This is a genomic window from Scytonema sp. UIC 10036, assembly GCF_009725235.1.
Map to the genome: position 1 here is coordinate 15,133 of NZ_WJFC01000164.1, position 15,723 is coordinate 30,855.

Here is a 15,723-nt window from a genome sequence, read left to right on the forward strand (position 1 = left end):
TTTTTCAAGACCAAAAATCAACTCATTAAGTAGGTAAATATGATGAAAACAATTAAACTCCCATTATCTGCGACAAAAGCTCCTATAAAGGAGCTAAATCTGACAGCTAAAAGTATAGGAGTCGAGAATACAGAATTCATACCACTCGATAAAATAGCTGAGCGCGTTATGTGTGGCGAAGTCATCGTTGTATCTAAGTGCTTGCAAACTATCGGTTACTTTGAGCGTATAAAAGAGGCTAGTTTAGAAGCGATTCGTCAGGCTGTTGGTGAGGAAAAAGCGACACAAATAAGGGATAAAGGCTTTGAAGCCCTTCATAGAGTTATTGACTTGGATGAAATCCCTTCAGTCAGTAACTGTAGCTATGAAATTATTCGTGCGTTAGCTCCAGCTTTAGCAAGAGACTTAGTAAAAAAAGTTTTTCAAAAACAAACTCCTTTCTACTTTGAAGAATCTCCCAACGTGCGTTTTCATATTCCTTTCGATGTAGTGGAGAAGAGAAGAAAACTATTCAGCAACCAGTACTGGAATGGAAAAGTAACAGCCCACGGTCCCCATCACGATAGTTGGTATCAATGTCCTATCAACTGTGTGAATGTTTGGATAGCAATTGGTTCTGTCAAAATTGGTAATGGTCTAAGTGTTTACCCTCAAGTGTATGGAAAACGCCTTCCGTGTACGGAGGACGGCAAGATTGTACAAAACCAATACTTTGGGTCAACATTGAATTTTGAGTTAGAGCCAGGAGATGCGCTGATTTTTCATGGAGAGCATTTACACAGTTCTGAGATTAATAGCACAGATTTATCTCGATACGTTATCAGCTTGCGAATGACCTTAGAGAAGCCTAAATTTCTAGATAAATCACCCTATGAAAATAACTACATATACTCTGAGTGTCATGATGGATTCAAAGGAAAGTTATCTCAACTTCTAGTAAAAATATCCCGATTCTTTAAAAAACAAATCAATTCGGTTTTTGGTAAGAACAAAAACTATATTCTTTCCGCATTTGATGCTTTAGTATTTGATGATACATCAAGCAATTTTCCTCAACCTGTCTCGGTTAAGAGTGTTGAAAGTGCTTGTCAAGACGAGACAAGACTTGTTTTCGATTCTGAGGAATTGCCCGTAGGTACAATTAGACCTATATCGCAAAAAATGTGTGTTGCGAGGCTTGACAAAGACCAAGTCGTTGCTTTCAGTAGGTATTGTCCTCATGAAGGAGCAGATTTAGCAGGTGGCTATTTACGAGATGGATGTATTGTTTGTCCTTGGCATAATCTTCCATTTAACGCGGACAGTGGTGTTAGTCCCTGTCAGTCGTTATCTAAATTAACTATCTTGAAGTGTATTGAAGATAGTGACAAGGTCGAGGTTCAGATGTAATTTTTAAAGCTCTATCTCATGCTAACTAAGACAATTAAACAGACATTTTCTAGTCAATTTCTTCGCAATGTTGGCTGGCTGGGGGGAGCAGAGTTAGTCAATCGTGTCTTTCGCTTAGCGACTACAGTCACTCTTGCTCGCACTTTCACTCCTCAAGATTATGGGCTAGTAGCAATTATTTATACAGTCCTTGATTTTGCTAGTGTTTTCACTCTCAAGGGAGGAATTGGAGCTAAGATTATTCAGGCTAATGAGGAAGATGTCAAAACTATCTGCGATACCGCATACTGGCTGAATTGGATTCTGTGTGGCTCCTTGTTTGTTATTCAATGTATTGCGGCATTTGCTATTGCATACTTATCTAAAAATATTCAGATTTTTCTCCCTCTTTGTACCGTTTCTTGTATGTATTTAATGATGCCACTTTTTACGGTACATGGTGCTTTAATTCAAAGAGAAAATCGACTCAAAGTGACTGCAATTTGCAATGCTATACAGTCAATACTCAGCAATATCATAACGGTCGTTTTAGCTATTTTAGGGATGGGAATTTGGTCTGTAGTTTGGGCTATGGTTCTCACAACTCCAATCTGGATTGTCATTAGCTGGAGAAATCACGATTGGCGACCTCCTAAATCTTTCCAGTTAAAGCGATGGCGGGAAATCGTCAATTTTGGGCAAAATATTCTTTTGTTGGAATTATTAAGTAAGCTCCGGATGAACTTAGACTATTTAGTTATCGCTAATTTCTTAGGAATTAATGCTTTAGGAGTTTACTATTTTGCCTTTAATGCTGGTTTGGGAATTAGTATGAATGTAATAAATACATTTATGTCTGCTTTATTTCCCTATATTTGTGCTGTACGTGCCAACTATAGCGAATTCAGACAAAGATATTTTAGTAGTCTGAAAAAGATTGCCTTAGTTGTTGTACCAGCCATTCTAGCTCAATCACTTCTTGCTCCATTCTATGTACCAATTATCTTTGGAAAACAATGGATAGAAGCAATTCCAGTCTTGATAATGATTTGCTTATCAGTTTTACCCCGCACGTTTGTTTGGGCTGCTTCTTTGTTACTCAACGCTATAGATAAAACCCATATCCGACTTTATGTAGACATAATTTTTACTATAGTCTTCGCAGTTTCTATAGTAGTAGCAGTTAACTGGGGAATATTTTGGGTAGCAGCAGCCGTCTTGATATCTCATTTAATTGTCTTACCACCTTTTATAATCTGGATTCATCGATATGCTTTGAATGAGGATTTACATTTTAAGCCCAATCAAATAAATTTGAATTGAGATTTTGGAAATTCACTAAGTCAGCACAATTAAAGTTTACTCGTCAGGAGCGTCATTTGTCATTGGTCATTAGTCATTGGTCATTTGTCATTTGTCATTTATTGTTGGTAAGGATTTTGGAGTATAAACATTTTGTAATATAGTTCTGTTTATTTCCGCCTAGCTACTTAATATTAATTCTTAAGGAGATAAGTTCATGAAAGTTTTAGTAACTGGATGGTTCAGTTTTGAAAAGTGTAATGTTACAGCTGGTGATTTGATGGCGCGAGATCTAGCCTGTGAGTGGCTTGAAGTTGCCGGTCATAAATATGATATTGCGCTTGTTCCTCCTTTTGTTGGTGGTGTAGATTGGCGTTTGGTAGATCCTAGTAATTATTCACACGTTGTGTTTGTATGCGGTCCTTTTCCATACGTGAAATCATCTATTGAATTTATACAACGTTTTACCCATTGTCGTCTGATTGGTCTTGACCTATCAATGATTGAATCAGTTGATACTTGGAATCCCTTTGATGTACTTCTAGAAAGGGATAGTTCTGTGGCTTCACGTCCAGACATTACTTTCGCTTCACATCAAGCAAAGGTTCCTATTGTAGGTATTTTGCTAGTTCATCGACAACATGAGTATAAAGACAAAAATAAGCATCAAGTCGCACATGAAGCTATTAACCGACTCATTGCCTCACAAGAAATGGTAGCAGTCCCTATCGATACAGGTCTAGATCCAAATACTACTAATCTCCGCACAGCGGCTGAGGTAGAATCCCTGATCGCTCGCATGGATATTGTGATTACCACGCGCCTACATGGTACTGTATTAGCTATCAAAAATGGAGTTCCAGCAATTGCTATAGATGCAATTTCTGGCGGAGCTAAGGTTATACGTCAAGCAGAAACTATTGGTTGGCCTGTAGTATTTTCTATTGACCAACTCTCTGATGATGCTTTGCAAAAAGCTTTTAAATACTGTCAAACTGAAGAAGCACGCCTCAAAGCAAGAGAATGTCGCGATCGCGCTTTTAAAGCAGTCGAACAAATACGCAATGACTTTATTTCAGCCCTAGATGTGGAAAATTCATTAAGTCAACGAGTTTGGCGTGAAGAAGCACTAGACAATTCCTCGTTACAATCCCCAAGCCTAACTGGACTCGCTGTTTATCAGGCGAGAGAGATCAAGAAGAAAGCAATTCAGACTCTAGTACAGCGGCTTGAAAAAGAATTAAACAAGTGAAATAAGTAGGTCGTCACAATTAAAGATAACTAGTCATACCGTTTTCAGATGAAGATGCATAGAAAAAACTCCACCATCTGTGACATCTCTCTTTACCCCCCTTAATCCCCCCTTATAAAGGGGGGAAACAGGAAATTTATTTTCCTCCCCTTTATAAGGGGAGGTTAGGAGGGGTAAAAATAATGTGCAGCTTCATATTAAATTGGTATCAGGATGGTCGTTAGTCATTGGTCATTGGTCATTTGTTATGTTACCGAAAATATCTGTAATTATCCCAGCATACAATGCTAAACGCACGATATTAGAAACTATCCAATCCGTTCAGCAACAAACTTTTTCAAATTTTGAAATCATTGTCATCAATGATGGCTCGACAGACAACACTTTAGAATTACTTCAGAGCGTCAAAGATAAGCGACTGAAAGTTTTCTCCTATGAAAATGGTGGATTGCCAGTAGCACGCAATCGCGGTATAACCCATGCAATGGGTGAATTTCTTGCCTTTCTTGATGCCGATGATAAGTGGACACCTGATAAATTAGAATTACAACTAACAGCCTTACAAGAAAGATCGGAAGCAGGACTAGCTTATAGCTGGACTTACTATTGGTATGAGGAACAAAATTCTGTGTCTCCAAGTACTCCTGTCTTTTTTGAAGGCAATGTACAAGCTAATTTATTAGTTAATAACTTCATAGCTAATGGTTCTAACCCTTTAATTCGCAAGCAGGCGATTGAATCCACAGGAGAGTTCGATCCAACACTGAAATCATGTGAAGACTGGGACTATTGGCTACGGCTAGCAACTCATTGGAATTTTGTTGTAGTTCCCAAACACCAAGTTTATTACCGTATATCTTCCATCTCCATGTCATCGAAAGTTAATGTTATGGAAGAAGCTGCTCTTATAGTAGTGGAAAAAGCATTTCAAGATGTTCCTGTTGAACTACAACACCTTAAAAATCAAAGTTTGGCAGGTGTTTATCAGTATTGCACGCACCAATGTTTACAAAACAGTGGTAAAAGTCGTCATATTGTGAATCAAGCAGCTAAAAAGTTGTGGTTGGCAATTCGATTGCATCCGCCAATCTTATTAGAAAAATATACTCAAAGTCTTTTGAGATGGTTACTTAAAAAGTGGATACTAATGTTTCAAGTCAAGCGATCGCACTTTACAGAATATATTAGGTAGGTTGGGTTGAGGAACGAAACCCAACATTGAACCCTGATTGTTGGGTTTCGTTCCTCAAACGCCACTTCACTCAACGGGGGAAACCCCCGCATGTGAGTGGCTCCCCAACCTACGCAATTGATTGTCCTCAACAAGTTTTTGCTCCTCAGCCGTCTGGGCTAAGCAAGCCTTCAATTTAGCAGCTAACACTTGTACGTGGGGTTCTGCAAGTATAGTATGGTGAGTTCCAGCAGTATAGTGGATATCCACACCTTCACCAGCCAATTTATCCCAACCGAGATTGGGAGCTAATTCATAACCTTCAGCTGCCAGCCACTGCTCCTCTTCAATCGCTAACACAGTCACTCGACCGGGGTAAACTTGCAGATTGTATTTTGCCCTAGCCTCATTGTGTATATCTTCCATAACGGAGTAACGGAGCTTGCGAGGTAAAGGAAGCCTAAGACTCAAATAAAATTTGCAGGCAATCTTTTCAGTCCTGTACTGGAATATTCTCTGGAGCCAATCACTCCATCCCTTCACCCTTTTCCAAATGTAAGCAGTTCTTCCTTCTAAAAGGTGATTCCAATGAAGAGGGATTCGCTTCAGCAATGGTAATCGATTGATAGCACCAGGAGCATAAGTATCCAGTAAGAATAGCTTAGCTACTTTTTCGCCTTGTCTGTGTAACTGCTGAGCCATCTCGAATGCTATAACACCCCCAAATGAGTATCCACATAAAAAATAAGGACCTTTTGGTTGAAGAGTTTGAATCTCTTTGATATAGCGCGATGCCATATCTTCAATTCGAGTGTAAGGACTTTGTTGTCCATCAAGCCCTTTTGCTTGTAACCCATAAATAGGTCGCTCTGAACCGAGATAGCGTGCCAAATTAAGGAAGTTAAGAATATCGCCACTAATGTCATGGATACAGAATAGAGGTGCTAAAGAACCTTCTGCCTGTATTGGAACGAGTAAAGACCAAGATGTTGAAAGCTTTTGAACTTCCTCTGTGGCACCAGAATCTGGTGAAAGACTCAGATCTGTCATTGTGGATGACTTTTCTGGCTCGCGGATAATGTTGGCTAGAGCCTCCACAGTTCCCGATTGGATGAGGGTTGCTAAGGGTAGATTTTTGCCAAATGTTTTCTCAATTTGCCAAAATACTTTTACTGCTAGCAAAGAGTTACCTCCTAGCTCAAAGAAGTTATCTCTGATGCCAATAGGCTGGACTCCTAAAACTTGTTGCCAAATTTGTGAAAGCTTTTGTTCTAACTCATCCTGAGGAGCAACATAAGTTTCTTCTAACTCTTGCCTAACTTGATTGGGGACTGGCAATGCCCGACGATCCACTTTACCATTAGGAGTTAAGGGAAAAGTGTCTAGGATCGCAAAAGCGCTTGGAATCATATGATTGGGCAGTTTCTCCTTCAAGAACTGCCGCAGTTCATTTGTAGTACAAGATTTCTCTTGGTTAGGAACGACATATGCTACAAGGCGTGTGTCACCGGGAACATCTTCTCGTGCCATAACCACAGTTTGTTGTACGCTAGGATGTTGAACGAGGATAGCTTCAATTTCCTTCAACTCTATGCGGAAACCGCGAATTTTAACTTGGTGATCTGTACGGCCAATAAATTCAATACTACCATCTGGTAAGTAACGAGCTAAATCACCTGTCTTGTAGAGGCGAGCTCCAGATATATCGCTAAAGGGGTCAGCAATGAATTTTTCATTGGTAAGATCGGGTCGGTTGAGATAGCCTCTAGCTACACCGAAACCCCCGATGTACAATTCTCCGGGGACTCCTACAGGAACAGTCGCAATAGGGTTTGTTTGAGGACGCAAATCTGGATCTAGTAGATAAATCTGGGTGTTATCAATTGGATGTCCGAGGGGAATGGCAGCCTCTGCTGATTCCACTTTATAGATCATTGACCAAATAGTTGTTTCTGTGGGACCATACAAGTTCCATAGGGAGTCGCAGCTTGCTAGTAATGAAGCCGCAAGTTTCTGAGACAGGGCTTCACCACCACAGAGAATTTTTAGTTGTTTGTTCCCTTGCCATCCTCCTGCTAGTAGCATTTGCCAAGTAGCAGGAGTCGCTTGCATGACTGTTGCTCCCGATAGTGTTAAATGCTCTATGAGTTGTTGAGGATCGGCAGCAACTTCCCGACTCACTAATACTACCTTTGCACCAAGGCTGAGAGGTAAATAAATTTCTAGCGCGGCAATATCAAAGGATATGGTAGTCACTCCTAGGAGTACATCATCCGCTGTCATCCCCGGTTCTCGACTCATGGAATTTAAAAAGTTAATGACGGAATGATGCTCGATTTGTACGCCTTTAGGTTTCCCAGTAGAGCCAGATGTATATATAGTGTAAGCCAAGGAATTTGGCATGACTCCACTCACTGGGTTAGAGCTACTTTGTTGGTCAATTTTGTCCCAATCGTTATCTAGGCAAACCACAGTTGGCTCAGAGACCATCAGACAATCAGAAACCATTTGTAGTAATGTGTTTTGGGTTAATACCACCGATACTTGAGCATCTCCAAGCATCAAGGCTAATCGCTGTTGCGGATAGGCTGGATCTAGTGGTACGTAAGCTCCGCCAGCTTTAAGAATGCCTAAAAGCCCAATCACCATTTCTAAAGAGCGCTCCAAGCAAATTCCAACCAAAACATCAGGTCCTACACCTAAAGTTTGTAGGTAATGTGCTAGTTGATTGGCTTTGCAATTCAGTTGCTGGTAAGTCAGTTTTTCGCCCTTAAAAATGACAGCAATCTTCTCTGGTGTTTTCTCTACTTGAGATTCAAATAACTGATGAATGCAGAATGCTTGAGTGTTTGATATAGACATAAATTTTTGCTCTAAAAAGATAGACTGTTTCCCTGTGAAACTAATACGACTCCTATCCCAATAGGGTGCGGTTAAGGGTTGTTTGTGCTGTTGAGAAACCCGGTTTTAAAAAAAACCGGGTTGATGTTCCGACTTATCCGAAATTTATTCACTCTTATCCCATCCGAAGACTACCCAATCAAATGAACAGACAAGCACTCTGGTATACACAGTTTATGACTACTTAGTATTAAAGAGCTCTATACTAGATGATCTAAAATTAATTGAAAAATGTCGTGAGTATTTGTACGTAAGTTGAATCAATACTGCTGGGATAAGAATTTTTGTACTTTCGGATTGTTAAGCAAAACCTACACAGACTTAGGTTTGGAAGAGGGGTGAGGACAGAATGGCACAAGTGCAAATTAAGGATGCTCCTCTTTCCTCGTCTCAAAACAACAAAATCTCCTATTTTGCCAAAAGATTATCTCTGTGCGATCGTTTTCGGAATCCTTAGACTAGTAATTGAAGTCAACCCACAACCAACCAACTGAAATGAGAAGCGTGAAACGACCCGTGTTCTGGATTCACCAGACGGGGAAATTGTATTGGAACGATCGCCGCGATCTAGAAGAACTTTTATCAAGTCTTCAATAACTACTTATTAACCACATATATTGACTGCATCATAAGAGCGAAAGTTCCACTTGACAATTATAACGCCATCAGAACCATAAAGTAAATTAGGAGTTTTATGAAAATGGATCGAAATACTTCCCAAGAACAACCTCAAACTGAGAAGCCATCCCATTATCAACGACAACAAGTTCCCATTGCGATTGTCGGCGTGGCTTGCTTCTTTCCCAAAGCTAAGAATTTGCAGGAATATTGGAACAATATTGTTGGTCAAGTCGATTGTATCACGGATGTACCCCCTTCCCGTTGGGACATAAAAGACTACTACGATCCAGACCCCAAAGCTCCTGATAAAACCTACTGCAAGCGGGGTGGATTCCTTCCCGACATCGAATTTAATCCGATGGAGTTTGGATTGCCTCCCAGTATACTCGAAGCAACTGATATCGCCCAGTTACTCTCGCTGATGGTTGCAAAAGCAGCTATGGAAGATGCGGGTTACGGTGAATCTCGCAACTTTAGTCGAGAACGCACTGGAGTCGTCCTAGGTGTCGTAGGGGGATGTATGCAACTGATTGTCCCTCTCACGACACGATTGCAATATCCTGTTTGGGAAAAAGTTCTGAGTAGCAGTGGTCTATCGGAAGAAGATACGCAAAAAATTATTGAGAAAATGAAGCTGGCGTATGTGGGCTGGGAAGAAAATTCTTTTCCTGGTTGGCTAGCTAATGTGGTTGCTGGACGTATTGCTAACCGCCTCGATTTGGGAGGGATGAACTGTGTTGTGGACGCCGCCTGCGCCAGTTCGCTGACATCTATCAAAATGGCGATGAGCGAGTTGATTGAGGGTCGGAGCGACATGATGATTGCAGGTGGGGTTGAAGCGGATGCTTCTGCTTTCAACTATATGTGTTTTAGCAAAACCCCTGCTTCATCTAAAAAAGATTTTTTGAATCCCTTTGATGCAACCTCAGATGGAATGATGATCGGCGAAGGGATCGGGATGTTAGTGCTCAAACGTCTTGAAGATGCAGAACGGGATGGCGATCGCATTTACGCCGTTATCAAAGGCATAGGTACTGGTAGTGACGGTCGATACAAGAGTATCTATGCTCCTCGTCCGGAAGGACAAGTAAGAACCTTGCGTCGCGCCTATGAAGATGCAAACATCTCCCCTGCAAGTATTGGTCTCATCGAAGCGCATGGTACGGGAACTCCAGCCGGCGATTTGTGTGAAATCACTGCCTTAAAAGAGGTTTTTGGCGAAAACAACCCTAACAAACAGCACATTGCCCTTGGAAGTGTAAAATCCCAGATAGGACATACCAAGGCAGCGGCTGGAGCCGCAAGTTTAATCAAAGCTGCTCTTGCTCTACATCACAAGATTCTACCACCAACTCTGAACGTAACCCAACCCAATCCCAAATTTCAGCTTGAGGAATCTCCGTTTTACCTCAACACAGAAACTAGACCTTGGTTCCAAACAGAACCAGGGACACCAAGACGCGCTGCGGTGAGTTCATTTGGTTTTGGTGGTACAAATTATCACATGGTTTTAGAAGAGCACACCAGCGAACATCAAGATGCTTACCGCCTACACTCTGTGCCTCAGTCAATCCTACTTTGGGCTGAAAGTCCAGAGCAGTTGTTAGAAAAGTGTGAAACCGTACACTCGCAGTTAAAATCCGATGCAAGAGATCGCTATTACACCGAACTTCTTAACTCTTGTAAATCTGTTGCTCCTGTCGCTGCAGCCAGAGTGGGTTTTGTTGCAAAATCCCAGGATGAAGCAGGTGAATTGCTACAAATAGCGATTCATCAACTGAAAAAACAACTGCATACCGCATCTTGGGAACATCCTCGCGGTGTCTACTACCGCAAGACAGGTTTATCTCTTCAAGGGAAAGTCGTAGCTCTTTTCCCAGGACAAGGTTCCCAATACTTAAATATGGGGCTGAAACTAGCAACTAACTTTCCTGTTCTGCGCCAAGTTTACAACTCTCTGGACAATCTTTTCATTCAAGATGGTTTGCAACCCCTCACGCAAGTGGTTTTTCCCAATCCCACATTTGACAGCGATCGCAAAGCCAGTCAAATTCAAACCTTGCAGCAAACTGAAAATGCTCAACCAGCCATTGGTGCTTTAAGTGCTGGTTTATACAAAATCTTAAAGCAAGCGGGGTTCCAGCCAGATTTCGTTGCAGGACATAGCTTTGGAGAACTCACGGCTCTCTGGGCAGCTGAGGTTTTAAGTGATGCAGATTACTATTACCTCATTAAAGCTAGAGGTCAAGCAATGAGTAGCCCACATAATGGTGCTGATTGCGATGCAGGAACTATGCTAGCTGTCAATGGGGATGTGAATTCTATCCTGGATATTATTAAGCCCCTGTCTCATCTCAGTATTGCCAACTATAATTCTCCAAATCAAGTCGTGCTTTCTGGAGCCAAACCAGAAATTGCAGTTGTACAACAAATTCTCACCAAACGCGGCTTTTCTGTCACTCCACTATCTGTATCAGCTGCATTCCATTCTCGTTTTGTCAATCACGCTAGCAAACCATTTTCTAAGGCTATTGAGTCCGTCACCTTCCATAGCCCTAAAATCCAAGTGCATTCCAACACCACAGGCGAAGCTTATGCAAGCGATTCGGAAACGATTAAAACAACTCTAGAAGCTCATCTTCTCAAATCGGTTCGGTTTACGCAAGAAATTGAGAATCTTTACGCTGCTGGTGGCTATTGCTTTGTGGAAATAGGTCCCAGACAAATTCTTAGCAATTTTGTCAAGAGTATTCTTGGCGATCGCCCTCATCTTGCTATAGCCTTAAATCCCAGTCGGGAAAAAGACAGCGATCTACAGTTGCGACAAGCAATGATGCAGTTGCGCGTCGCTGGATTACCTTTACAAGATTTAGACCCCTATCAAATTGAACCTTCTTCCACTGGAGTTGTAAAAAGCAGCCCCTTGAATATAGTCCTCAGTGGCAGTAATTATGTCAGCGAGAAAACAAAAGCTGCTTTTGAGCAAGCTTTGCAGGATGGTCATCAAATAAAATCACCTTCAGCTCAAACCATTTCCCCCGTCAGGACTCCTGTAGCTGCTAATCTCAACACGGATATCATTTCTTGGCAGATGCCTGAAGCTACACCTTTAGAAAAAAATCTGAATGCAGAGATAATTTCATCCGAAATATCTGATGCTGAATGTGTAGCTATAACTGTCAATAAAGATGTGATGTCATGGGAGCTACCCGAAGCTACAAATTCTGACACAGACGCGATACTAACTAAAGCTATTGCTACAACATCTCAGTACGCGTTTGCGGATACTCCCAATTCCACAGATTTTGAAACCATTGTTCCTATCATTGAGACACAGAATATGTTGCAACCTACTCTTACTCAACCTTCTTCTCCTACTATGCAAGGCACAAACAATACTGTAGAGACAATTCTGCTTCATTTTTACAATCATCAGTCAGAAGTACTGCGGGTACACGAGCAATATCTTAAGAGCCAAGCAGAATCTTCTCGCTCATTTTTCCAGTTAATGCAACAATACAATCAACCGCGTTTAACAAGTTCAAACAACTCCCATTGGGTAGAGTTTGCACCAGAAATAACACCCACTAACGCTCCCCAAGCTAACTTAGTTGCTAATGAAGTCTCCAAAACAGATGCTAAAGCACACACTAACTCGGTTGTTACTCAGACAATTGAGCGAGATAACAAACCGCAGGTTACCAACCAGACGTTAGCTTTTACCGTACCAGTTGCTCAACCACAGGCTACCCCAGTCAAGACATCAGAAACTATACTGACACAGCCAAATATAGAAGCAAAGTCTCCTGTTGAGTATATTCCAACCCCTGCTCCACAAACCAGTCCATCTCCTCAAGTCAGTTTTAATGACACTTTGACCTCGCAATCGGTAGAGTCTGGCAACGATCCTTCCATCAACCAAGCCCTCTTAGAGACAATTAGTGGCAAGACGGGCTATCCAACAGAAATGTTAGAGATGGAAATGGACTTAGAAGCAGACTTGGGCATTGACTCAATCAAACGGGTAGAAATTATCGGCGCAATGCAGAACCAATTCCCCGACTTACCCAGATTAAGTCCAGATGAATTGGGAGAACATCGCACCATTGGCAAGATTGCAAATTACTTAGGCAAAAAGATAGCAGAGACTAAAAAAAAATGCCTTAGTCACGCATAACAAACAGCAATCTCCCGTAAATCACAAGATTCGGCGCTGTCTGGTCAAACTTATGCCTCTATCCACACCTGATTTTTGGGAATTTCCCCTACCTGAGTCTCGTACTTGCTTGCTCACTGATGACGGTTCCTCTACTACCAATAAGTTAGCTCAGATGTTAACTGAACGAGGTTGGCAGGTAGTTGTTTTAAGTTTTCCTCCAAACATAATAGCAGACCGTCAACCTCTACCTCAAGGAGTGAATCGCATTATGCTTAATGATTCAAGCGAGGAGCAACTGCAACAGCAACTGGCAATTATCTCTGATACTTACGGTTCGATTGGCTCTTTTATCCATCTACACCCTGTAAGTCAACAGTTGCAAACAGATAGAGTCTCTTATCCCAAATCAGAAAAGTCAATCCTTAAATACGTCTTTCTTTTAGCCAAACACCTGAAGCAATCCCTTAACAGTGCAGCACAAACAGGACGGAGTAGTTTTTTAACAGTAGCTCGTCTTGATGGTGAGTTTGGGCTAGGAGCAAGAATAGACTTCAGCGCCCTAAGTGGTGGTTTGTTCGGTCTCACAAAAACTCTCAATCTGGAGTGGGAACAGGTATTTTGCCGAGCCATTGACCTGAGTCCCGAATTAAACGCAGAAGCAATGGCACACTGCATCTTGAGTGAAATGCACGATCCAAATTCCCTAATTTTAGAAGTTGGATACAACTTACAGGGAAGAGTGACTCTAGCGTGCAAAACAGCAGCAGTCGCCTAATCATCCACGGGGTTAACTTTGATAGATTCTACGATGGTTCACTCATTGGGTTTCTTGTTTAAAGAAACCCACCATCCAAATCCAAATCGTCATTAGTCATTAGTCATTAGTTATTTGTAGGGTTTTAGAGTATTTACATAGTTCGGTTTTTTTCCACCTACCTACATAATTTTGTTTTCCGAACTTACTGAATGAAAAACCTCTAAGGCGTAAAGTACACAAAAAATTTGTAAAATTCTCTCTTCTCTCTTCTTTCTTCTCTTTGCGTTCTTTGCGTCTTTGCGGTTAATAAATTTAACATCTCAAATAGGACTGCCATAGTAAATAATTCTGATGCACAATGAATACAAACACAAACATTAATTCATCATCAGTTATTCTGGTTAGTGGCGGAGGAAGAGGGGTTACGGCGCAATGCACAATCAAACTAGCTGAGCAATATCAATGTAAATTTATTCTGCTTGGTCGCTCCGAACTTACCGAATCTGAACCGACATGGGCTAAAGGGTGCTTCGACGAAGCTGAATTGAAAAAGCGGATTATACAGGATTTCATCACCCAAGGTGACAAGCCTACACCTGTAAAAGTCCAAAAAGTCTTCAATTCCTTGCTAGCCCAACGAGAAATTGCGATAACCATCTCTGAAATCCAGCAAGCAGGTGGACAGGTAAAATATCTTAGTGCAGATATCATTAATCAGTCTACTTTACAAGCAAAGCTAGCATCAGTTGTTCAAAGCACCGGACAGATTACAGGAATTATTCATGGGGCTGGTGTTTTAGCAGACAAATTGATTGAAAACAAAACAGAGCGAGATTTTGATACTGTTTACGCTGCTAAAATCGACGGTTTAGAAAACTTACTAAGCTGTGTAGAACCCAATCAATTAGATTTCATTGTTTTGTTTTCCTCTTTCGTAGCTTTTTACGGCAATGCAGGTCAATCTGATTATGCACTCGCCAACGAGATTCTCAATAAAACAGCGTATCTGCTCCAACGGAAATATCCATCTTGTCACGTTGTCTCAGTTGGTTGGGGACCTTGGGATGGCGGTATGGTGACACCAGAATTAAAAAAGGTCTTTTCTCAACTCAACATGGAACTTATTCCTCTAGAAGTTGGCGCTCAAATGTTAGTTGATGAACTTAAGCCTTCGTATCATGGAACCGCACAAACTCTGGTTATGAGCAGTGCGATCGCAGCTTCACCCAAGCCCCTGTATTCTAAATCACGAACATTTCGGTTTCGCCGTAAATTAACCTTAGAAGCCAATCCTTTTGTTTGCGATCACGCCTTTGGTGGCAAAGCTGTTTTACCAGCCATGTGTAGCATAGCATGGATTGCTAATACTTGCGAGCAAATCTATCCCGGTTACAAATTTTTCAGTTGTAACAACTACAAAGTTTTGAAAGGGATTATTTTCGACCAAAGTCTATCCACAGAATACGTTTTAGATGTAAAAGAAATTAATCGAGCGGATTCTGGGGAAATAGATTTTGAGGTATTGGTATGGAGCGAAAGTGCAAAAGGAATACCCTATTATCATTACAGCACTCAAGTTAAACTTCTACAGGAAGTTCCCCAAGAAAGATATTTTAAATCTTTGAATCTTACTCAAGACCCAGCACTTCTCAGTCTTTTCCCTTATCAAAATGGAACTTTATTTCACAAACGTAATTTTCAAGGAATAAAGCAAATTCTCCATATGACTTCTGACAGACTGATTGCTCAGTGTCAATTAGACAAGATTGATATCAGAACACAAGGTCAATTTCCCATACAAACATTTAATCCCTACACCTCCGATCTTTTATTTCAATGTTTGTTAGTTTGGGTCAGGCATTTTTCTAATTTAGGAAGTTTGCCATTACAGGTTAAAAAACTTGAACAATTTAAAGAAATTCCTTTTGAGCAAGAATTTTATGTTTCTTTAGAAATTCTCTCAAATCAACAGACAAATTTCTTTGCTAGCGGTACAGTGTACGATTCTCAAGGAGAAATCTATATGCAGATTTCTGATATGCAAGTGACTGCTAGCGAGCGTCTCAATCCTCTGTTTTTAAATAATTCTTTGGTTGGTTAGTTGTTGGTTGTTGATTGTTGGTTGTTAGTTGTTAGTTGTTGGTTGTTGGTTGTTAGTTGTTGGTTGTTAGTTGTTAGTTGCTGAGTGGTTA

The 15,723-nt window shown here is 41.0% G+C and carries 8 protein-coding genes; 7 read left to right on the forward strand and 1 reads right to left on the reverse strand.

Annotated features, from left to right (window positions below):
• Positions 1–39: 39 nt before the first annotated feature.
• The 4 genes from F7734_RS45435 to F7734_RS45450 all read left to right on the forward strand — a co-directional run bounded on the left by F7734_RS45435 (position 40) and on the right by F7734_RS45450 (position 5,114).
• On the forward strand, positions 40–1,389 hold the full coding sequence (locus F7734_RS45435; RefSeq protein WP_155750927.1) for a Rieske 2Fe-2S domain-containing protein: 1,350 nt from the start codon (positions 40–42) through the stop codon (positions 1,387–1,389).
• Between the two features lie 18 nt (positions 1,390–1,407).
• The gene (locus tag F7734_RS45440; protein ID WP_155750928.1) at positions 1,408–2,691 is read left to right on the forward strand and encodes a lipopolysaccharide biosynthesis protein; all 1,284 of its coding nucleotides are present in this window, start codon (positions 1,408–1,410) and stop codon (positions 2,689–2,691) included.
• A gap of 196 nt (positions 2,692–2,887) precedes the next feature.
• Positions 2,888–3,922, forward strand: a complete 1,035-nt coding sequence (locus F7734_RS45445; protein WP_155750929.1) for a polysaccharide pyruvyl transferase family protein — start codon at positions 2,888–2,890, stop codon at positions 3,920–3,922.
• A 247-nt stretch (positions 3,923–4,169) separates the two neighbouring features.
• Positions 4,170–5,114 carry a glycosyltransferase gene (locus F7734_RS45450; protein ID WP_155750936.1) on the forward strand — a complete coding sequence of 315 codons (945 nt, stop codon included), beginning with the start codon at positions 4,170–4,172 and terminating at the stop codon, positions 5,112–5,114.
• 66 nt (positions 5,115–5,180) lie between these two features.
• Here F7734_RS45450 and F7734_RS45455 read toward each other — a convergent pair whose 3' ends face one another.
• Positions 5,181–7,955: an amino acid adenylation domain-containing protein gene (locus F7734_RS45455; RefSeq protein ID WP_155750930.1), complete on the reverse strand. Its 2,775-nt coding sequence runs from the start codon at positions 7,953–7,955 to the stop codon at positions 5,181–5,183.
• Positions 7,956–8,688: 733 nt separating this feature from the next.
• On the opposite strand from F7734_RS45455, the gene F7734_RS45460 reads away from it, so the two are divergent.
• From F7734_RS45460 to F7734_RS45470, 3 genes are all read left to right on the forward strand, one after another.
• Complete coding sequence (locus tag F7734_RS45460) at positions 8,689–12,792, forward strand: type I polyketide synthase (RefSeq protein WP_155750931.1); 4,104 nt, start codon at positions 8,689–8,691, stop codon at positions 12,790–12,792.
• A 52-nt stretch (positions 12,793–12,844) separates the two neighbouring features.
• Entirely contained in the window at positions 12,845–13,549 is a 705-nt protein-coding gene (locus F7734_RS45465) for a hypothetical protein (RefSeq protein ID WP_155750932.1), read from the forward strand.
• 340 nt (positions 13,550–13,889) lie between these two features.
• Entirely contained in the window at positions 13,890–15,632 is a 1,743-nt protein-coding gene (locus F7734_RS45470; protein WP_155750933.1) for an SDR family NAD(P)-dependent oxidoreductase, read from the forward strand.
• Positions 15,633–15,723 lie beyond the last annotated feature (91 nt).

Bases quoted from the DNA above. Each gene is read 5' to 3' on its own strand.
- F7734_RS45435 (WP_155750927.1), top strand. From the start codon at position 40: ATGATGAAAACAATTAAACTCCCATTATCTGCGACAAAAGCTCCTATA.
- F7734_RS45440 (WP_155750928.1), top strand. From the start codon at position 1,408: ATGCTAACTAAGACAATTAAACAGACATTTTCTAGTCAATTTCTTCGC.
- F7734_RS45445 (WP_155750929.1), top strand. From the start codon at position 2,888: ATGAAAGTTTTAGTAACTGGATGGTTCAGTTTTGAAAAGTGTAATGTT.
- F7734_RS45450 (WP_155750936.1), top strand. From the start codon at position 4,170: ATGTTACCGAAAATATCTGTAATTATCCCAGCATACAATGCTAAACGC.
- F7734_RS45455 (WP_155750930.1), bottom strand. From the start codon at position 7,955: ATGTCTATATCAAACACTCAAGCATTCTGCATTCATCAGTTATTTGAA.
- F7734_RS45460 (WP_155750931.1), top strand. From the start codon at position 8,689: ATGAAAATGGATCGAAATACTTCCCAAGAACAACCTCAAACTGAGAAG.
- F7734_RS45465 (WP_155750932.1), top strand. From the start codon at position 12,845: ATGCCTCTATCCACACCTGATTTTTGGGAATTTCCCCTACCTGAGTCT.
- F7734_RS45470 (WP_155750933.1), top strand. From the start codon at position 13,890: ATGAATACAAACACAAACATTAATTCATCATCAGTTATTCTGGTTAGT.